The organism is Sphingomonas sp. NFR15, from assembly GCF_900103265.1.
In the GTDB taxonomy this organism is placed as follows: Bacteria; Pseudomonadota; Alphaproteobacteria; order Sphingomonadales; family Sphingomonadaceae; genus Sphingomonas; species Sphingomonas pollutisoli.
Genome location: NZ_FMWX01000004.1, coordinates 17298 through 37125, shown reverse-complemented (window position 1 = coordinate 37125; position 19828 = coordinate 17298). Strand labels below are relative to the sequence as shown.

14 protein-coding genes are annotated in these 19828 nt (G+C 65.8%); 8 read left to right on the top strand and 6 right to left on the bottom strand.

Going from position 1 to position 19828, the window contains the following annotated elements; translation table 11 throughout:
• Window positions 1-319: 319 nt before the first annotated feature.
• Both BLS81_RS10910 and BLS81_RS10905 read left to right on the top strand, forming a co-directional pair.
• Entirely contained in the window at window positions 320-1567 is a 1248-nt protein-coding gene (locus BLS81_RS10910; RefSeq protein ID WP_256326189.1) for an MFS transporter, read from the top strand.
• Window positions 1564-3183 carry a glycoside hydrolase family 43 protein gene (locus tag BLS81_RS10905; protein WP_093223827.1) on the top strand — a complete coding sequence of 540 codons (1620 nt, stop codon included), beginning with the start codon at window positions 1564-1566 and terminating at the stop codon, window positions 3181-3183. The genes BLS81_RS10910 and BLS81_RS10905 overlap by 4 nt, the downstream gene beginning before the upstream one ends.
• On the opposite strand, the gene BLS81_RS10900 is transcribed toward BLS81_RS10905, so the two are convergent.
• From BLS81_RS10900 to BLS81_RS10880, 5 genes are all read right to left on the bottom strand, one after another.
• A complete protein-coding gene (locus BLS81_RS10900; RefSeq protein WP_093223826.1) occupies window positions 3180-4211 on the bottom strand; it encodes a LacI family DNA-binding transcriptional regulator in 1032 nt (343 codons plus the stop codon). The genes BLS81_RS10905 and BLS81_RS10900 overlap by 4 nt on opposite strands.
• A 90-nt stretch (window positions 4212-4301) precedes the next feature.
• Window positions 4302-4745, bottom strand: a complete 444-nt coding sequence (locus BLS81_RS10895) for a MerR family transcriptional regulator (protein ID WP_176787152.1) — start codon at window positions 4743-4745, stop codon at window positions 4302-4304.
• A 91-nt stretch (window positions 4746-4836) separates the two neighbouring features.
• On the bottom strand, window positions 4837-6519 hold the full coding sequence (locus tag BLS81_RS10890) for a long-chain-fatty-acid--CoA ligase (RefSeq protein WP_093223823.1): 1683 nt from the start codon (window positions 6517-6519) through the stop codon (window positions 4837-4839).
• A gap of 13 nt (window positions 6520-6532) precedes the next feature.
• Window positions 6533-7831 carry an OmpP1/FadL family transporter gene (locus tag BLS81_RS10885; RefSeq protein WP_093223821.1) on the bottom strand — a complete coding sequence of 433 codons (1299 nt, stop codon included), beginning with the start codon at window positions 7829-7831 and terminating at the stop codon, window positions 6533-6535.
• A gap of 49 nt (window positions 7832-7880) precedes the next feature.
• Window positions 7881-8282, bottom strand: a complete 402-nt coding sequence (locus BLS81_RS10880; protein ID WP_093223820.1) for a DUF2147 domain-containing protein — start codon at window positions 8280-8282, stop codon at window positions 7881-7883.
• Window positions 8283-8461: 179 nt separating this feature from the next.
• Between BLS81_RS10880 and BLS81_RS10875 the strand changes: the two genes are divergently transcribed.
• From BLS81_RS10875 to BLS81_RS10850, 6 genes are all read left to right on the top strand, one after another.
• Window positions 8462-9598 (top strand): thiolase family protein, encoded by a 1137-nt coding sequence (locus tag BLS81_RS10875; protein WP_093223818.1) that lies wholly within the window; start codon window positions 8462-8464, stop codon window positions 9596-9598.
• A complete protein-coding gene (locus tag BLS81_RS10870) occupies window positions 9595-11916 on the top strand; it encodes a 3-hydroxyacyl-CoA dehydrogenase/enoyl-CoA hydratase family protein (RefSeq protein ID WP_093223817.1) in 2322 nt (773 codons plus the stop codon). Before BLS81_RS10875 ends, BLS81_RS10870 begins: the two co-directional genes overlap by 4 nt.
• A gap of 12 nt (window positions 11917-11928) precedes the next feature.
• The gene (locus BLS81_RS10865) at window positions 11929-13719 is read left to right on the top strand and encodes an acyl-CoA dehydrogenase C-terminal domain-containing protein (protein WP_093223815.1); all 1791 of its coding nucleotides are present in this window, start codon (window positions 11929-11931) and stop codon (window positions 13717-13719) included.
• Window positions 13716-14627: an NAD(P)H-dependent flavin oxidoreductase gene (locus BLS81_RS10860; RefSeq protein WP_093223814.1), complete on the top strand. Its 912-nt coding sequence runs from the start codon at window positions 13716-13718 to the stop codon at window positions 14625-14627. Before BLS81_RS10865 ends, BLS81_RS10860 begins: the two co-directional genes overlap by 4 nt.
• On the top strand, window positions 14624-15055 hold the full coding sequence (locus BLS81_RS10855) for a PaaI family thioesterase (RefSeq protein WP_093223812.1): 432 nt from the start codon (window positions 14624-14626) through the stop codon (window positions 15053-15055). The genes BLS81_RS10860 and BLS81_RS10855 overlap by 4 nt, the downstream gene beginning before the upstream one ends.
• Before the next feature lie 286 nt (window positions 15056-15341).
• The gene (locus BLS81_RS10850; protein ID WP_093223811.1) at window positions 15342-15632 is read left to right on the top strand and encodes a hypothetical protein; all 291 of its coding nucleotides are present in this window, start codon (window positions 15342-15344) and stop codon (window positions 15630-15632) included.
• A 75-nt stretch (window positions 15633-15707) separates the two neighbouring features.
• Here the strand turns inward: BLS81_RS10850 and BLS81_RS10845 are convergent, their stop codons facing one another.
• Complete coding sequence (locus tag BLS81_RS10845; protein ID WP_093223809.1) at window positions 15708-19550, bottom strand: LamG-like jellyroll fold domain-containing protein; 3843 nt, start codon at window positions 19548-19550, stop codon at window positions 15708-15710.
• Window positions 19551-19828 lie beyond the last annotated feature (278 nt).

Here is a 19828-nt window from a genome sequence, read left to right as displayed (position 1 = left end):
GTGATGCTGCAATGCTGAAGGAATGTGTTTCAGGTATTTTCTCCCCTTTTCGTAGCCATTACTAGTCCCATGTGCCGTTGGACCGAGCATCATGGCGTCAACGGCGGCTTTGCTTTTGTGCGCCGCACAATGTTTACGTTAACATCTTCGAATTAGTCCTACTAGCGATGCTTGTCAAGGCGATGTGACCTCGGCTAGTGCAAGCGTCAGGAGGGCGTTACGCCAGAAACGGTCGTCAGGATCGTTTTCGGAGCCGCCGCCGCCTTGTGCCGCATGTCCATCAGGGCGCGGCGATGTTTACGTTAACGGAGTTGCCCCTTTGCGTTCCGCCCGCATTCCAAAGCTGCGCTGGACGATCATCGCGTTGTTCGTCGGCGCGATGATCCTCAATTACCTCGCGCGCTCCGTGCTCGGCGTCGCCGCGCCGGTGATCCTCGCGGAACAGCACATCAGCACCCAGCAATATAGCTGGATCACCGGCGCGTTTCAGGTCGGGGTCATGCTTCAGCCGCTGGCGGGATATTTGCTCGATGGCGCCGGGCTGCGAATCGGCTTCTTCCTGTGCGCGATGGTTTGGTCGCTGGTCACGATGGCGCATGTCTTCGCGGCCGGCTGGCTGAGTTTCGCCGGCCTGCGCGGGTTGCTCGGCCTCGCCGAGGGCTCGGCGCAACCGGCGGGGCAGAAGCTGGTGGCGGAATGGTTCCCGGCGCGCGAGCGCGGTGCAGCCGGCGGCATCTACAATATCGGCGCGTCGTTCGGCGCGGTATTGGCGCCGCCGCTGGTCGCCTGGGCGGTGATGATGCAGAGTTGGCGGCTCGCCTTCGTCGTCGCGGGCGGGCTCGGCGTCGTCTGGTGTCTGGCGTGGCTCGCCTGGTACAACACGCCGCAGCGGCATCGCCACTTGAGCGAGGCGGAGCGGGAGCATATCGCCGCCGGCCAGGAGACGCGCCTCGCGGCCGACTCGGCGCGTCCTTCCATTCTGTCGCTGCTGCGTCGCCGCGATCTGTGGGGTATCGCGCTGCCGCGGCTGCTGGCCGATCCGGTCTGGGGCATGCTGTCGTTCTGGATGCCCTTGTATCTGGTGCGGGTGCGTGGGTTCGATCTCACCCAGATTGCGCTCTTCGCGTGGCTGCCGTTTCTCGCGGCCGATCTCGGCTGCCTCTTCGGCCCGGCGGTCGCGGCTTTCCTTCAGCGGCGCGGCGTGTCCCTGATCAACGCGCGGCGCGGCGCATTCACGCTCGGCGCGGTGATGATGACCGGAATGGCGCTGGTCGGCACCGTCGTCAGCCCCTACGCGGCGATCGCCTTGCTGTGTCTGGGCGGCTTCGCGCACCAGACCCTCTCTGTTACCGTTATCACGATGGCCTCCGATCTGTTCCGCCGCAACGAAGTGGCGACCGCCGCGGGGCTGGCCGGGCTGGCCGGCAACCTCGGCGTGCTGGTCTTCTCGCTGGTGCTCGGCGGGATGGTCGATCTGGTCGGTTACGAGCCGTTCTTCATCCTGCTCGGCCTTATGGATCTTATAGGAGCGATATTGTTGTGGACCTTGGTGCGTAAGCCCGCATGACCCGCCTTCAGAACCCCATCCTTCGCGGCTTCAACCCCGACCCTTCGATCGTGCGCGTGGGGGGCGACATCTACATCGCCACCTCGACGTTCGAATGGTATCCGGGCGTGCAGATCCATCACAGCCGCGATCTGGTGCACTGGCGCCTCGCCGCGCGCCCGCTGCGCCGCGCCGCCCAGCTCGATATGCGCGGCGACCCCGATTCTTGCGGCGTCTGGGCACCCGATCTCAGCTACGTCGACGGGAAATTCTGGCTCATTTACAGCGATGTAAAGCGCTATGGCCAGACCACGGTGAACGGCGCGTCCGGCGCGTCTCTGCGCGACTTTCACAATTATGCGGTGACGTGCGACCGGATCGACGGCGACTGGTCCGATCCGATCTACCTCAACAGCAGCGGCTTCGATCCGGCGCTGTTCCACGATGACGACGGCCGGAGCTGGCTGCTCAACATGTTGTGGGATCACCGGCCAAACCGGGGCCGCTTCGCCGGCATCGTGATCCAGGAGTTCGATCGCGCCGCGCTGCGGCTCATCGGCGAGGCGAAGCTGATCTTCACCGGCACCGAACGCGGCTTCACTGAAGGCCCGCATCTCTACAAGCGCGATGGCTGGTATCATCTGATGGTGGCCGAAGGCGGCACGGGCTGGGACCATGCGGTCGTGATGGCGCGATCGCGTTCGATCTTCGGGCCGTACGAAGTGCATCCCGATGGCGCGGTGTTGACGGCGCGCGGACGACGCGATGCGCCGATCGCGCGCGCCGGGCACGGCGATCTCGTCGACCTTGCCGACGGCACGACCTGGCTGACCTATCTCTGCGGGCGTCCGCTACCGGGGCGCGAGCGCTGTGTGTTCGGTCGGGAAACGGCGATCCAGCCTGTGCGCTGGGGCGAAGACGGCTGGCTGCGCACGATCAACGGCGATGCCGAGCCCGAGTTGGCGCCACAAGCGCCGGATCTGGCGCCTGTGCCCTGGCCGCAGCGCGTATGGGACGGTCGCTTCGATCAGCCCGATCTGCCTGAAGAGTTTCAGTGGCTGCGCACGCCCGATCCAAACGACCTGTTCAGCCTTACGGCCCGTCCCGGCCGCCTCCGCCTGTTCGGGCGCGAGACGGTCGGGAGCCACTTTCGGCAAGCGCTGGTCGCGCGTCGGCAGGAGCATTTCGACTATACGGCGACGACGCGTATGGAGTTCGCGCCGACTCACTTCCAGCAGGCGGCCGGCCTGATCTGCTATTACAACTCCACCAAATTCCATTATCTGAACGTGACGGTGGACGCTGGTGTGCGCCAGCTTCAGGTGATGTCGGCCCATCCTGAAATCGGATGCGAGACTAGCGTCGTCGTGCCGACCTTACCTGAAGGCGCGATAGAGTTGCGCGTGACGGTCGCCCTGGATGTGCTGCACTTCGCCTGGCGGGTGGATGGCTCCGAGTGGGAGGTCGTGCCGACGGCCTTCGACGCGAGCATCCTTTCCGACGAGGTGACGGCGCCTGGCATGCCGAACTTCACCGGCACCTTCGTCGGCATGGCGTGCCAGGATCTGTCCGGCACGGCGATGCCCGCCGACTTCGAATGGTTCCGCTATGCGGGAAAGGATTCGACCTCCGCTTAAGCGGGCCGAGCGGTGGACGCGCGCTTGACGATGCTATGGTCGAGCACGCGTTCGCGGCGTCGGCGCGCTTTCCGGTTGCTGCCGGTTGCTTCGGACGCGACCACGGCCAGCGCCTCGGCGGCGAGCTGGCGGAGTGGCTGGCGGATCGTGGTGAGTGGAGGCCACAGCGTAACCGCGGCGGTGGTGTCGTCGAACCCGACGACCGTGAGTTCGCGCGGCACGTCAAGTTGCCGCCGATGCGCGACCGATACGATCGCCGCCGCCATATCGTCGTTGCTCGCGAAGATCGCGGTTGGGGGCGAGGGACCGTCGAGTAATTGTTCGCCCGCGATCAGGCCGGAACCGTAGCTGAAGTCCCCCTGTGCCACTTTCACCTCGACGTTGGTCGCGTCGCGCACGGCATCGTAGAAGCCGGCCATGCGCTCGGCACTCGCGGCTTGATCGGGGTTGCCAAGCACGAAGCCGAGCCGCCGGTGGCCCAGTTCGAGCAGATATTGCGTCATCTCGCATGCTGCACGGCGGTCGTCGATGCGGACGCAGGTCGCGTCGGGCACATCATACGCCCCCACCGCGGCGAGCGGCCGCCCCAGGCCGCGCAGCACGTTCAACACGATCGGCGCCTCGCCGAGCGGCGGGGCGAGGATGATGCCCGACAGCCCCGACTCGGCGAGCTTCTCCAGCGCGGGCCGGTGCGGCGGTGCGCCACCTTCGCCTTTCAGCAGGATCAGGCGGGCGCCGCGCGTGGAGGCTTCCTCGAAGATGCCGGTGAGGAACTCGCTCATGAACGCGGCGCTTGGATTGGAATAGACCACGCCCACGCGCAATTCGGCCGCGGTGACGAGGCTGCGTGCGGCGGTGTTAGGGGTATAGGACAGCGCCTCGATCGCGCTTTCGACCGCTTCACGCGTTTCGGGACGGACTCCGTCCCGGCCGTTGATGACGCGCGACACCGTCATCGCGGAAACGCCCGCGCGCGCCGCCACGTCGATGATCGTGGCGCTGCGCACCGGACGATCGGGTTTCTCCACGCGGCCTCCCGGAGTTGATCTTGTATGTTCGTACGACATCGCGGAAATTTGGCAAGACGCGCGCCCTGTGACCCGGGGCGATCGCCGGCGTCAGCGTGCGGGAGGCCGGGATCTTTTCGCCGCCGTGCGTTCGAGCGCGCCGGCTTGTTCCAACCGCTCCATCGCCTCATGTTCGATCTGGCGCAACTCGCGGATCGTATCGACCAGCGCGACCTGCTGCTTTTCGAGATCGCTCAGCCGCTCGCGGACGCGTTCGGCGAGCCGCGCCATCTGCTCGACGTGCGCGGGATCGGCGTCGTACAGATCGAGAAATTCCACGATCTCTCGGATTGAGAAGCCGAGGCGCTTGCCGCGCAGGATGAGTTGCATCCGGCCGATGTCTCGCCGCGTGTAGACACGTGTGCTGCCGACGCGTTCGGGCTCGATCAAGCCTTTCCCCTCGTAGAAACGCAGTGTCCGCTGCGTGACCCCGAGCTGTTCGGCAACTTCTTGGATGCCTTTTCTTACACCGTCAGCAGGGGCTTTGCGGACCAATGCCCTGACACTTTCCAGATTTTCCGACGTATTCACCTGTCGCTCCACCCACACGGCATACTGCGCTGACGAACAGGAAGGCGCATTTGGGTCAAGATGTTTTCTCGTGCGACGCACGATTGGCCCTGTCTTCCGCGATCAGCTCTTTCTTGGAAAGTTTGCCGATCAGGGTTTTGGGGAGGCTGTCGCGGAACTCATACTCCTTGGGCATCTCGATCTTGTTGATCCGCGCCTCAAGGAACTGGCGGAGTTCCGCGACGTCGAGATGCTGACCCTCGTGAAGCGCGACGAACAGCTTTGGCGACTGGCCGCGATACGCGTCCGGGATGGCGATGGCGATCGCCTCCTTCACGGCTGGATGCTGGTACGTGGCATCCTCGATCGTGCGTGGATAGACATTGTAGCCGCCGCACAGGATGACATCCTTGATCCGATCGACCAGGAACAAATATCCGTCCGCATCGAGATAACCGATGTCCCCGGTGCGCAGTGCGCCATCGACAAAGACTGCGTCGGTGTCGGCCGGCTTTCCCCAATAGCCTTTCATGATCTGTGGCCCGCGTGCACAGACCTCGCCACGTTCACCCGTCGGCATGAGCCGTTCGGGCGCCACTGGGTCGCGAATCTCGAGGATCGTCGCCGGGAACTGCGGGCCGCAGCTATCCGGTTTGAGAAGCCCTTCGAGGGGATTGCAAGCGATGATGGGCGAGGCTTCGGACAGGCCGTAGCCTTCGACCACGCGGGCGCCGGTGCGGCGCTCGAAGGTCTCGCGGACTTCGTGGGGAAGCGGGGCGCCGCCTGAGATGCACGCGCGCACCCTCGAAAGATCGGGTATCTGCGCTTCCGGCAGTGCGTTGACAGCCGCGTAGATGGTCGGGACGCCGAAAAATTGCGTCGGCGGCTTGCGCTTCAGCGTGCGCAGCATTTGCGTCATGTTGAAGCGCGGCAACAACACCATCTCCGCGCCGATCTCGATCGAGAAGTTGAGTACGGTGGTGAGCGCGAAGACGTGGAACATCGGCAGTACGCCGAGTGTGCGTTCCTGAAGCGGACGGAGCCCGCCGACGTGCGCCAGCATCTGCGCGCTGTTGGCCGTGAGATTGGCGTGAGTGAGCATCGCGCCTTTCGGTACGCCCGTGGTGCCGCCGGTATATTGGAGCACCGCCACGTCGTCCGGGCGCACCGGGACGGACGTGGGCGCGGTTCTGTTGGCGAGCAGGGCACGCAGCGGCAGGTTTAGCTGCCGGTCGGCGATATGCGCGTGATCCTTGCGCTTTAGGAAGGTGAAGCCGAGTGCCTGTATCGTCGGCAGCATGTCCGCCATGCCGCACACCACGATCCGCTCGATCGTAGTGCCCTTTGCGACGGTTTCCACCTTGTCGTGGATCGCGCCGATATCGGGCACCGCGATCATGCGCGTGCCCGAATCGCGGATCTGATGATCGAGTTCCTGCTCGGTGTAGAGCGGGTTGAACTGCACCACGATTGCCCCGACCCGGAGCGCGGCGAAATACAGCACGACGAAATAAGGGCAATTGGGCAGGCAGAGGCCGAAGCGGTCGCCCGGCTTCAGCCCCTGATCCTGCAACCCGCGCGCGGCATGCGCGACGAGCGCGCCGAGCGCCCCGTACGTCCACGTTCGACCGAGGAAATCGATCGCGATCCGCTCCGGCCAGGTCGCCACCGCATGATCGAGCAGATCGGTGAGGAGGCGCGGGTGGATCGCGAACGGTTCGTTCACGGTGTCGGCGGGCGACGAGGCGAGGGCGGGCATCCTATTGTCTCCGTCAGAACCGCAGCCGGCCGCCGAGCGACAGCACGACCGCATGCGCGTTGGTCAGCGCGCCGTTGACCACGACCGGCGTTTGCGCGGGCGTGCCGACATAGGCTGCGGTAAGACGATCGATTTTCGCGTCCTTGAAGGTGATGTACGACGCCGCTGCATCGACCGTGAAGGACTTGCTCATCGCGTAGCTCGCGCCGCCCGCGAAGTTCCAGCGGTCGCTGTCGGGCACGCGCGCATCGCGGTTGCCGTCGCTTGTCGGACTTTCGTCGCGCTGCACGCCGGCGCGCAGCGTCAGCTTGGGCGAGACGGTGAGATCGACGCCGCCTGCATAGCTCCAGGTGTCGTGGTAATTTTCCGGCAGCGCGGTGTTGAGCGGACCGCCGAGCCGGATCGCGTCGAACTCGGACCAGCCGGTGCGGACCGCCTGCGCGTTGAGCGTGATCGCCGGCGTCACTGCCAGGCGTGCGCCGACCATCGCCTGCCAGGGCGTGCTGAACCGGGCAGTGGTGCGGATCGTGCGGTTCTGCAGGGCGAGCGGGCCGACAAGTCCGGTAATCGCCACCGATCCATCGAGGCGGTGCTTGATCGCCGACTTGTAGCTGCCGCCGATCGAGAAGGGTCCGACGTGATATTGCGCGCCGACGGTGTAGCCGAAGTCGATCCCGTTGCCCGACAGACGCTGTTCGCCGTCCGGGAGCAGCGGCGACAGATTGGGCAGCGCGTTCGACAGCGTGGCGTCGGAATATTCGATGTTCATCGATGCGCCGATCGCGAGATTGTCGGTGACGGCAAAGGCGACCGTCGGCGCGATGTCATAGGTGCGCAGCTTGGTCCGGTCGGCGCTGTAGCGCGCCCAACTGGTCGCGGGGTAATCGGTGGTGAAGCTGTACGGCGCGTTGATCGAGATGCCGACCGACAGGCGCGGCGCCACGCCGCACGCGAACGATCCGGCCGGGAGCACGCCATTGCGGATCGGGTTGCGCGTACGGGCGTCTCCACCCACGGCGGCGGGGGCCTGGCCGGGGCGAACGATCACCGTGCCCCGATCGACGACATTGCCGCGCGGCAGGATGGCGCTGACGCCGAGCGCGCCGGCGCAACCATCCTGCCAGCCGATCGCCGCCGGGTTCCACCAGATCGATTCCGGTCCCTGGTCCGCGACTTCGCCGGAAAAGGCGCGACCGGCACCCTTGACCGACTGTTCCTGCAAGTAAAAAGCGCTCGCATGCGCGACGCCACTGAAGGCCAGGAACATCACCGGCATCGTCGCCAGCGCGGAAGTCCTGCGGAATGTGTTCATGTACCTCTCCATCCTCTCGTCTTTTTTTAGTGAACCGGCGATCAGGTGATCACCGAATACGCGTCCACACCTGTGTCTTGCACAGCGGCCAGACGATGCAGCCCTTGAGCTTGATCTGGTCGGCGCTGGTGGGGGTGAGCGTGGCGTTGTAGGTGCCGCCGTCTTCGGCGTTGTAGATCGTGCCGCCGCTCCAGGCGCTTGGCTTCCAGGTGAAGCCCTTGAGGATCGTCAGCCCTTTTAGCGCGCGGGTGCGCAGGCTAGCGTCTTTGTTATGGATGTCCTTCAGGTGCGGGTCGGCGCGCAGGCCGTCCGATTCGATCAGGGACCCGCAGATCGACGTGCCGCATCGCGTGATTTCCACCACACCGTGCCGGGTAGGGGTTTGCCAACGACCGACCACGATGTCCGGGGTGGTCGCGGCAGCGGCGGCCGCTGCCAACAGTAACATCATCCTCTCTCTCCCAACCATTGCGTCCTGCCGGTTGTCCGGCGTGCTGGTCTCGGCGCTACGATTGCAACGCGAATCACTCTTTGCCGCAAAAATCAGTTGACGTATAGGTCAATTATCGCACCATTAGGGAATGATGCTCGGAAACACCGAGTCCCTACAACGATGGAGAGGCATGTTTGATGCGCGACGTGGTTATTGCGGGATATGCCCGCTCGCCCTTTCACCTCGCGGGCAAGGGCGCTTTGGCGCGCGTTCGACCCGATGATCTCGCGGCAACGGTGATTCGCGGGCTGATCGACCGGACAGGCGTTAAGGCGGAGGATATCGAGGACATCGTGCTTGGCTGCGCCTTTCCGGAAGGCGAGCAGGGTTTCAATATGGCGCGGCTGGTAGGTTTGCTGGCGGATTTGCCGCTCTCGGTTGGCGGCATGACGGTGAACCGCTTCTGCGGCTCTTCGATGAGCGCGATCCACATCGCTGCGGGGCAGATTCAACTGGGCGCAGGTGAGGCTTTCATCTGCGCGGGCGTCGAGTCGATGAGCCGGGTGCCGATGATGGGCTTCAACCCGCTCCCCAACCCGGTGCTGGCGAAGAAGAGCGCTGCCTATATGGGCATGGGCGACACTGCCGAGAACGTCGCCAACAAATATCAGATCACCCGCGCCCAGCAGGAGGCGTTCGCTGTGGCGAGTCAGGACAAGGCGGCGGCGGCGATGGCGTCGGGCAAGCTCGACGCCGAAATCGTGCCGATCCCGACCAAGGCGGGCGTTGTCGACAAGGATGGCACGCCGCGTCCCGGCACCACGGCCGAGGCCTTGGCAGGTTTGAAGCCGGCGTTCAGCCAAGAGGGCACGGTGACTGCGGGCACGTCGTCGCCGCTGACCGATGGCGCAAGCGCGGTGCTGGTGACGAGCGAGGAGTATGCGCGCGCCAACGGACTGACGATCCTCGCGCGGATCAAGTCGGTCGCCGTATCGGGGTGTCAGCCGGAGATCATGGGAATTGGTCCGGTCGAGGCGTCGCGCAAGGCGCTCAAGCGCGCCGGTCTTGATGCCGGCCAGATTGATGTGGTCGAACTCAACGAAGCCTTCGCCAGCCAGGCGCTCGCCTGCATCGGCGATCTTGGTCTCGATACGGCCAAGGTGAACCTCGACGGCGGCGCGATCGCGATCGGCCATCCGCTTGGCGCGACCGGTGCGCGCATCGTCGGCAAGGCGGCAGCTTTGCTCCAGCGCGAGGGCGGCAGATATGCGCTCGCGACTCAGTGCATCGGCGGCGGGCAGGGCATCGCCACGGTGCTGGAGGCGGTGGAATGAGCGATCCGATCAAAAAAGTCTGCGTCATCGGCGCGGGCACCATGGGCGCGGGCATCGCCGCGCAGGTCGCCAATGCCGGCATTCCGGTGCTGCTGCTCGACATCGTGCGTGATCCGGCGGACCGTAACGCCGTCGCGGCGGGCGCGGTCGCCAAGATGCTCAAGACCGAGCCCGCGCCGTTCATGTCGAAGGCGGCCGCGAAGCTGGTCGAAGTGGGCAACATCGAGGACGATCTCGCCCGCGTCGCGGAATGCGATTGGATCGTCGAGGCGATCGTCGAGCGGCTTGATCTCAAACAGCAGCTTTACACCAAGCTCGAAGCGGTGCGGCGGCCTGGAACGGCAGTATCATCGAACACCTCGACGATCCCGCTCGACCATCTCACCGAAGGACGCTCGGAGGCGTTCGCCCGCGACTTCCTCATCACCCACTTCTTCAATCCGCCGCGCTACATGCGCCTGCTCGAAATCGTGTCCGGCCCGGCGAGCGACGCGGCGTTGGTCGCGCGCGTGTCTGATTTTGCCGATCGCACGCTCGGCAAGACGATCGTGGTCGCTAAGGATACGCCCGGCTTCATCGCCAACCGCGTCGGCACGTTCTGGATTCAGGCCGCGCTCAATGCCGCCTTCGAACTCGGGCTGACCGTGGAAGAAGCCGACGCGATCGCGGGCAAGCCGATGGGTGTGCCCAAGACGGGTGTGTTCGGATTGGTCGATCTGGTCGGCATCGATCTGATGCCGCATCTCCAGAAGAGCCTCACCGAGACGCTGCCCAAGGATGACCCCTATCAGGCGATTTCGACGATCCCGCCCCTGATCGGCACGATGATCGCGGACGGCTATACCGGCCGCAAGGGGAAGGGCGGTTTCTACCGGCTCAACCGCGAGGCGGGCAAACGCAAGGAAGCGATCGACCTCACGACCGGCGCATATCGCCCGGTCATCACGCCACAATCGCTGCCCGGCGCGGCGGCGAAGGGTGATCTCGGCGCGCTGCTCGCGGTGCCGGGCACGACTGGCGCCTATGCTTGGGCGATCCTCGGCCAGACGCTCAGCTATGCCGCCGGGCTGGTGCCGGAGGCCGCCGACGACATCGTCTCGATCGATACCGCAATGAAGCTCGGCTACAATTGGAACTTCGGCCCGTTTGAACTGATCGACAAGATCGGTGCGGCGACGCTGGCGAAACGGCTGGCGGACGAGGGCAAGCCCGTGCCGGCGATCCTGACGCTGGCGGGTGAGCGCAGCTTCTACCGGGTCGAGAATGGCGTGCGCCAGCATCTCGGCCTCGACGGCGACTATCACGATGTCGTGCGACCCGAGGGCGTGCTGCTGCTCGCCGACATCAAGCTGATCTCCAAGCCGCTCGTCAAGACCGCGTCGGCGGCGCTGTGGGACATCGGCGACGGCGTCGCGGCGCTCGAATTCACCGGCAAGATGAACGCGCTCGACGGCGAGGTGATGGCGCTGATCGGCAAGGCGATCCCGATCGTCACCGAAAAGTTCAAGGCGCTGGTGGTCTACAACGAGGGCAAGAGCTTTTCGGCGGGGGCCAACCTCGGTCTCGCCTTGTTCGCGCTGAACATCGCCGCATGGGGCGAGATCGAAAAACTCGTCGCAGGCGGGCAGGAGGCGTACAAGGCGCTCAAATACGCGCCGTTCCCGGTGGTGAGCGCGCCGTTCGGCATGGCGCTCGGCGGCGGGTGCGAAATCCTGCTCAACAGCGATGCGGTGCAGGCGCATGCGGAAAGCTATATCGGCCTCGTCGAATGCGGTGTCGGGCTGATCCCCGGCTGGGGCGGGTGCGGCGAAATGCTCGACCGTTGGCGCAGCAATCCGGCGATGCCCAAGGGGCCGATGCCCGCGGTCGCCAAAGTGTTCGAGACGGTCTCGACCGCGACCGTCTCCAAGTCTGCGGCGGAAGCGAAGGAACTCGGTTTCCTGCGCCCAAGCGACGGCATCACCATGAACCGTGACCGGTTGCTCGCCGACGCCAAGGCCAAGGCGCTCGCGCTCGCCGAAGGCTATCAGCCGCCCGAGCCGCCCGTCTTCCGCCTGCCCGGTGCCAGCGGGCGCGTCGCGCTCGAGATGGCGGTGAAGGGCTTCCAGGCGCGCGGCCTCGCCACTGACTATGATGGCGTGGTGTCGGGCTTCCTCGCCGATGTGCTGACCGGCGGTGAGGCCGATCTGGTCGATACCGTCACCGAGGCGGACCTGCTCGCGCTCGAACGCAAAGGCTTCGCCAAGCTGGTGCGCGATGGTCGCACGCAGGCGCGTATCGAAGCCATCCTCGAAACCGGCAAACCGCTGCGCAATTGAGAGACTGAACCCATGCAAGTCTATGACGCTCCGCTGCGCGACATGCGCTTCGTTCTCAACGAGTTGCATCAGGATGACGGCTTCGGCGGCATCCCGGCGCTCGAGGAGTTCACCCCCGACCTCACCGATGCGGTATTGGAGGAAGCCGCGCGCTTCTCCCGCGAGGTGCTCGCGCCGATCAACCGTTCGGGCGACGAGGAAGGCTGCCAGTTTGAAAATGGCGTGGTCCGCACGCCGGAAGGGTTCAAGGAAGCTTACAAGCAGTTCGCCGAAGGCGGCTGGACGTCACTCGCCTCCGATCCCGAATGGGGCGGGCAGGGCCTGCCAGAAGCGGTGAGCAAGCTCGTCGAGGAGATGAGCTGCTCCGCCAACCTGTCGTTCGGCCTGTATCCCGGCCTCAGCCACGGTGCGGCGGTCGCGATCGAGGGGCATGCGAGCGAGGATCTCAAGCGCGCCTATCTGCCCAAGCTGGTGAGCGGCGAATGGTCGGGAACGATGTGCCTGACTGAGTCGCATTGCGGTACAGATCTCGGCCTATTGCGTACCCGCGCGGTGCCGCAGGAGGACGGCAGCTACCGCGTCACCGGTTCGAAGATCTTCATCTCGGCCGGCGAGCACGACCTGACCGAGAATATCATCCACCTCGTGCTCGCGCGCCTGCCCGATGCGCCGAAGGGGGTGAAGGGGATCAGCCTGTTCCTCGTGCCCAAATATCTGCCCAAGGATGATGGCAGCATCGGGCCGTCCAACGGTGTCGCGTGCGGCGCGATCGAGCACAAGATGGGGCTCAAGGCGTCCGCCACCTGCCAGATGAACTTCGACGACTCAGTCGGCTGGTTGGTCGGCGAGCCCAACAAGGGGATGGCCGCGATGTTCACGATGATGAACGCCGAGCGCGTCTCGGTCGGCATCCAGGGGCTCGGCGTCGGCGAGGCCGCCTATCAGGCGGCGGTGTACTACGCTAAGGATCGCTTGCAGGGTCGATCCTTGTCGGGCGTCAAGAACGCTGACGGTCCCGCCGATCCGATCATCGTGCATCCCGACGTGCGCCGCATGCTGATGACGATGCGTGCGTATAATGAGGGGTGCCGCGCGATCGCGGGGTGGGTCTCGCGGGCGCTCGATGCCGAGAAGCATTCGTCCGATCCCGAGGTCCGGCAGCGCGCCGCCGATTTCACCGCGCTGATGACGCCGGTGGTGAAGGCGCTGTTCACCGATCTCGGCCACGAGAGCGCGCATCTCGCGGTGCAATGCTACGGCGGTCACGGCTACATCCGCGAAAGCGGCGTCGAGCAATATGCCCGTGATGCCCGGATCGCGATGATCTATGAGGGTACCAACGGCATCCAGGCGCTCGATCTGGTCGGGCGCAAGATCGGCGCGCACACCGGGCGCTACCTGCGCAGCTTCTTCCACCCCGTCTCCGCCTTTATCGAGGAAAATAGCGGCGAGGGGCCGATGAAGCCGATGATCGACGGCCTCGCCCGTGCCTTCGGCGCGCTCCAGCTTTCCACCGCGACGATCGCGCAGCGTGGTCTCGCCGATCCCGAGGAAGCCGGTGCTGCGGCCAGCGATTACCTGCGGCTACTCGGCCTCGTCGCGATGGCGTATTGCTATGCGCGCGCCACCAAAATCGCCGGGTTGAAGCTGCTGTTCGGCACCGAGGAGAAGGCGTTCTACGATGCCAAGATCAAGACCGCGACCTTCTTCTACGAGCGGATTCTGCCGCAGACGGCATCGTTGTTCCTCCAGATCAAGGCGGGCAAGAAGTCGATGATGGCGCTCGATCAGGACGCGTTTTGACGCTCCCGGCGGCCCTTTCGTCGCGACTAGCGATCCCGGCGATCGTCGCGCCGATGTTCCTCGTGTCGGGGCCGGACCTAGTCGTTGCCTGCTGCACGGCCGGGCTTCTCGGGACGTTCCCCGCGCTCAACCAACGCACGACGGAGGGTTTCGAGCAATGGCTTGAAGAAATCGCGGCACGGCTGACCGCCGTGCCCCGTGCGGCACCCTTCGGTGTCAATCTGATCGTCCACAAAAGCAACACTCGGCTCGACGCCGATCTTGCGCGCATCGTTGCGCACAAGGTGCCGCTGGTCATCACCTCGCTAGGCGCCGTATCGGAGGTGGTGCGCGCTGTGCAGAGCTATGGCGGGCTGGTGTTGCACGATGTCATCAGCACGCGCCACGCCGAGAAGGCGGTCTCGGCCGGGGTCGACGGGCTGATCGCGGTGTGCGCCGGCGCGGGTGGCCATGCTGGTACGCTTAGCCCGTTCGCGCTCGTCTCCGAGATACGGACGTTCTTCGACGGACCGCTGGCCCTTGCTGGCGCGATCACCCAGGGGCGTCACATCGCGGCAGCGCGCGTGATGGGGGCTGATCTCGGCTATATCGGCTCGCACTTCATCGTCGCCGAGGAAAGCCTCGCGAGCGACGCGCAGAAGGCGATGATGCTGGACGCGCGCGCCGCCGACGTCGTCTATACGGACAGGGTCACCGGTGTGAACGCCAATTTCCTCGCGCCCAGCCTCGCCGCCGCGACGCTGCCCGACATGCATGGTGCCCTGTCGATTGCCGAAGAGGCGCGTGCTTGGAAATCGATCTGGTCGGCGGGGCAGGGCGTAGGCACCGCGTGTGCCGTGCGGCCCGCCGCCGAAATCTGTGCGGCGCTGGTGTCGGAGTATCAGGCGGCCAAAGGGATCGTCCTGTGACCGGCCTTGATGAAATTCGTGCGATGATCAGCGAGGGAAGACGCCCGCCGATGATGGAGTTGCTCGGCATCGACCTCGTGGAAATCGACAAAGGCCATGTCGTATTCGAGGCAACGCCGGGCGCGCTGCATTACAATCCGCTCGGGATCGTACACGGTGGCTTCGCGGCGACGATGCTCGATTCGGCGTGCGGCCTCGCGGCGAGCAGCGCGACCGAGGTGCCGATGACCTGTGTCACGCTCGAGATAAAGATCAGCTATCAATCCGCGTTGAGCGCGCGGACGGGCCGCGTTCGCGCGATGGGCCGATTGATCTCGCTGGGACGGCGTGTCGCCTTCACCGAAGCCCGTCTGGTCGATGAGGCCGAACGCCTTTGCGCGACGGCTACGTCAACCTTGCTGGTCTCCGAGCGTCACCGGAGTTCCTGAAGCTGGCGAGGCCCGGGCGCGTCCTCGTGGCTCGCAGATGGCCTTGGCAGCCCACGGCCTCCAAAAACCGCATCTATATACCCTATCGCAGCGACGTCTCGCGCTGAGCTGTATATGGTCATGCAGCTTTCGATTCGGGAGCGGCATTATAGGCGGGCAAGCTCTTGGGGAAACATGCGGAGAAAAGGGCGGCGGCCCTTGCTATGGATCGAGACGCGAAATCTTCACGCCCGGCGTTTTTGTCGTCGGCTCGGGAGCCCGATGATCGCATGTTCGGGGGGGTGTCATGAACGATGCCACATCGATCGAGGCGCTCTTTGTCGAGAGCTTCAACCGTGATCTTGCCGCACTCGACTGTCCAGCGCGTGTCTCGACTCCGCTTGGCGATAACCCGGATCGGGTTCTGGAACTTCATGATCCGGAGGGGCGCTTTTTGTGTTTCGTCCCTGAAAGCAGCTCGCCGGAAATGGTGAAGATCGCGTATCGCCTGTACCTGCAAGGTCTCCACATCGGTGAGCAACTCGCTTGGGCAAAGCTGCAAAGGATGGTTGGTACCACCTTCGATTTGGCCAATTGATTCAGCCGTATAGCCGATAACGGCCTCCGCTTGCTCCCGCCATGCTCTCGGGCGTGCCGATCACATCGGAGCGGATTAGCGGCTTCCTCCGGCGATGGTTGCGCCGAACCGCGCGCGATTGTTCGTAGTCGAGATTTCGGCGGGCGTCCCATCGAGCGTGAGCGTGACGGAAAGTGTTTCCGGCGTGGCGCCGCGCGGGAGGGCGAAGCGGACACTCGTCGTTTTCGGAAGCAGATCGGAAGGCGCGTCCAAGGCCGGGAACCGTGCCGTCGCGATCGCCCGGCCCGCTTGGTCGGTCAATGTCGCGGTGCCGGCCGGCGTGGGTTTCGCCCCAAGGCTATGGATGGTCGCGATCAGGCCCGCGCCTCTCACCGCGAGATCGTCCGCGGACAGGCCGATGTCGGTGCGGGTGCGCGGTTCCTCACCCGCCGCCGCCAGTGTGAATTCGAACACGCTGGTTTGCCGAGGCGGCAGCGCGAGCGCGACGGAAGCGCCCTGTTCCAGACCGATCGGCGTCGCCGCGGATGGCACATCGGCGTGGTCGTCGTCATTGGCGTCGATTCCGCCCGTCATAGACCAACGGCCCGCGGCTACACCGTCGCCGATCATGGTCGCGGTGATCGGGCGATCGGTCAGATTATAGGCGATGACCTTGAAGTGGCGCGGGTCGCCGGCCGGGATCAGGAGCGCGACGTCTTCGGCGGTTGCGGCGGGGCCGAATTGCCAGCGGACGAGATTGCCGGGCGCATAGGCGTTGCGGCGGTGGGCGACGCCGCCGAGGCGGGTGCGCTGAAGCAGCTCGATCGGCACGCTGACGCGATCCGACCAGAAATGCCCCTCGGTCAGCAGGTGCATGCGCTGGCTGTCCGACTCGATTTCGGCGCCGAACAGATCGGCGAGGATCGTCTTGTCGCCGGTGCTTTGCCAGCGGACGAAGCGGGCGAAGTCGGCGTCGGTGCTGCCGCCAAGATTGCGATCGTTGTCCACGCCGGCCGCGGTGACGGTGCCCGCGGCGATCTGTTGGACGAGGGCCGGTCCGCCGGGGAGGCGCGTCAGGAGATCGGGGTTGAGGCGGGAGAGGGCGGCGAGGTTGTGATGGGTCAGGTCCGCCGTGATCGGGCGAAGGTAGCGACCGTCGTGGGTCCAGGTCCAGGCGGCCCAGAAGACGTTGGCGGCGCTGACCACGCCGGTGCCGCGGGTCGCGTCGGTGGCCCATTCGATCTCGGACGGATAGGTCCAGCTTCCGTCGGGCGCCTGTTTGCCGTGGGCGAGCCAATCGTCGAGCAGCGGCAGCAGCGCCGCCTTCACCGCGGGCGCACCGTTGTAATCGGCGAGCAGCAGGCCGGGGTGGGTGATGAGCAGGCTGTAGGGACGCTGCCAGCCCCACACGCCTTCGCGCACGATATCGGTGCCGCTGTAATAGCTCGACACGATATGATGATGCCCGGCGGGGTTGGCCGCGATCAGGCGCGGATAGTTGCGCGCCACCGCCATCGCGCGTTCGATCGCGGTGGGATCGCCGGGGCTGAGCTGGAGCGACTGCGCGACCGAATTGATCCCCTCTTCGTAGCTGTGCAGTTCGTCGGCGCGGATGCGGCTCAACCCGTCCGACCACATGCCGTTGGCATAAGTCGCGTCGAGCACGCGGCGCTGCGAGGCGGCGAGGCGGGCGGGTTCGACGCCCATCAGCGCGAGCGGCACCCATTGGTTGACGAGATCGGTGTCGTCGGAAAGGCCGCCGCCGAACTCGCCGTCGGCGATCTGGCGGTTGTCGATCCACCAGTCGACGAAGCGGCGGTAGAGCTTGAGATCCTCGCTCTGGCGGGACGCCCAGAGCGGCACGCCGGCGGGCGGGGTCGGCTGGGTGAAGGCCGCATAGGGCTGATTGGGGTTCTTCTCGACCCAATAGGCGCGCGCGACCGCATTGTCGGGATCGACGCGCAGCACGTCCGATATGTCGCGCTCGAAGCGATCCCAGACCGGATAGGCGCGCGTGTTGGGCTGTTCCTCAACCAGAAAGGCGAGGTTGTCGCGCGCCTGTTCGAAGCGGTCGGCGACATGCTCGGGCTTGGCGGCGACGGCGGGCTTGTAGAGCAGGCGGACACGCGTGCCGTCGAGCTTGGCGGCATCGAAGCCGCCACCGGCGGCGGCGATCGTGACGTAGAGGCTCGCGCCGGGCGGGAGGATGCGGTCGCGCGTGTCGAGCCAGAGCGTGCGCGCCTCGTGCGGCTTCACCGAGACGTTGATGTCGAGCAGATCGCGGTCGGGCCAGGTCGGGTCTTTGACGCGGATGTTGAGCGGCAGCAGCCCGCCGTGAGTCGGCTGCACGTCGAGCGCGGGCAGGTCGATCGCGAGGCCGTCGAGGCCGACATTCATATTCTCGGTGCCATAAGCGAAGCGCGAGATCGCGCCACCGGGCCGGCTGTCGCGGAAATCACCGGGGATGAGGATGTGGACAAGTGGCAAGCCGCGCGGCGCCGGTGCGGCGGCGGGCTTGCGCGGCGCGCCGGCGGGGAGCGCGACGATCGTCGCGCGTTCGTCGGCGGTGTAGCGTCCGGCGATCGTCCGGCGCAGTGTATCGAGCGCGGGGTAGCTGGCGGGATCGGCCTTTGCATCGAGCGTGTAGCTCATCACCACGGGATCGTCGGGGACGGCGCCGGCGGTCACGTCATAGGCGCCGATCTCCTCAATCGGGGTTTCCTGCGCGATGTTTTCGAAGCGCAGCGTGCCACCGCGACGTTCCCTGGCGAGCGCGGTCGAGGTCCGCTCCAGCCCGGCTGGGCGCGTGAGCAGCGTGCCGCCCAAGTCGCTGAGCGTGCCATAGGCCGGGCCGTTGATCTCGATCCGGTTCCACGGCTCGTCGGGCAGGGTGAGCGTGTAGGTCTTGCCGCCGGTCGAATAGACGTTCCAGTCGGGCAGTTCGAAATAGTCGTGCCGACCCGGCAGGCGCGAGCGGTTATAGACACCCGGCCATGTCGTCTCGCGGATGCCGTCGGCGCCACGGAACATCCGCTCCTTCTGGTCGCGCGTGTCGACGAATTCGACCTTGCGGATTCGCGTTTCCGGGCTGGCGAGATAGTCGGGCGCGGTGCGGGTCCAGCCGTAGCGCAGCCACCATTCGTCGCGGGTCGTGGCATCGGCGAGCGAGCGGGGCGGGGCGGCGGGCACCGCCGGCGCCTGCGCGGCGGCGAGCGCGGCGACCTGCGCATCGTCTAGCCGGTGATCGTAGATGCGAATCTCGTCCATGTCGCCGGAACGGATGTAATTATACTGGCTCTGCACCTGATACGGCGAAACGATGCGCTGGAACGGACCGAAGCCGAACAGACCGCCATCATAGACCGCCTTGCGATTGGCCTGCGCGACCGGTTTGCCGTCGATCCACAGCTTCACGCCGGTCGTCTCGTCCCACGCGAAGGCGACGTGAATCCACGTGGTCGGCGACGGCACGGAATCGATCTTGAACGAAACGCGGGTGCGGGCGAGGCCGGTATCGGTGACGAAGGCGTCGAAGCCGTGGCCGTTCCAGTCGATCCGGCCCCAGGCCATGTCCCAGCTCGTGCCGTCGCTGTCGCCGATGCGGAACAGCGGGAATGGGGTGGTGCCGAGCGGGGTGCGCGGGCGGAAGAAGAACGACAGGGTGCCGCGCTGCGCGATGATGTTGCCGGGGGCGGACCAGGCGAGGGCGAGCTGGTCCGCGAGCGAGAGCGCCTGGCCGACGCGGCCGTCGGCGACGGTCTTGACGCCATCGGCGAAGATCGGGGTGGCGAGACCGACGGCGCGCTCGGCGGTCGCGCCCGTCTCCCCCGATAGCGCGAACAGCAGCCCCGCGTCGTCGCGCGCGGGCGCCTGCGCGAAAGCGGGCGCGGCGAGACAGGTCGTGGCTGCCAGGAAAACGCGGAAGCGGGGTGCTTTCATGCCGGAATGTCTCGCCTGCGGTTTGATGGAAAGAGGGAGGGGGTGGGGGGTGCCCCCTCCAGGGGGGAGATGATGTCGGGGGATGTCGGGGCGCGGTTCACCGCGTCTTTCGATCGGTTTCGATTACCCATGAGAGTCGAACGTCTCCATCGCGCCGCTCGGGGGCGCGTGGACACTGAACCCGTTCGTGCCGAGCGCAGTCGAAGCACGGTCCAGAGCGCGCGGCGCTTGGCACGCACTTCGACTGCGCTTAGTGCGAACCGGTGGGAGGTGTTCAT

Excerpts from the sequence above, each read along its gene's own strand:
- BLS81_RS10905 (WP_093223827.1), top strand. The coding sequence starts at position 1,564 with ATGACCCGCCTTCAGAACCCCATCCTTCGCGGCTTCAACCCCGACCCT.
- BLS81_RS10890 (WP_093223823.1), bottom strand. The coding sequence starts at position 6,519 with ATGCCCGCCCTCGCCTCGTCGCCCGCCGACACCGTGAACGAACCGTTC.
- BLS81_RS10885 (WP_093223821.1), bottom strand. The coding sequence starts at position 7,831 with ATGAACACATTCCGCAGGACTTCCGCGCTGGCGACGATGCCGGTGATG.
- BLS81_RS10880 (WP_093223820.1), bottom strand. The coding sequence starts at position 8,282 with ATGATGTTACTGTTGGCAGCGGCCGCCGCTGCCGCGACCACCCCGGAC.
- BLS81_RS10875 (WP_093223818.1), top strand. The coding sequence starts at position 8,462 with ATGCGCGACGTGGTTATTGCGGGATATGCCCGCTCGCCCTTTCACCTC.
- BLS81_RS10870 (WP_093223817.1), top strand. The coding sequence starts at position 9,595 with ATGAGCGATCCGATCAAAAAAGTCTGCGTCATCGGCGCGGGCACCATG.
- BLS81_RS10865 (WP_093223815.1), top strand. The coding sequence starts at position 11,929 with ATGCAAGTCTATGACGCTCCGCTGCGCGACATGCGCTTCGTTCTCAAC.
- BLS81_RS10850 (WP_093223811.1), top strand. The coding sequence starts at position 15,342 with ATGAACGATGCCACATCGATCGAGGCGCTCTTTGTCGAGAGCTTCAAC.
- BLS81_RS10845 (WP_093223809.1), bottom strand. The coding sequence starts at position 19,550 with ATGAAAGCACCCCGCTTCCGCGTTTTCCTGGCAGCCACGACCTGTCTC.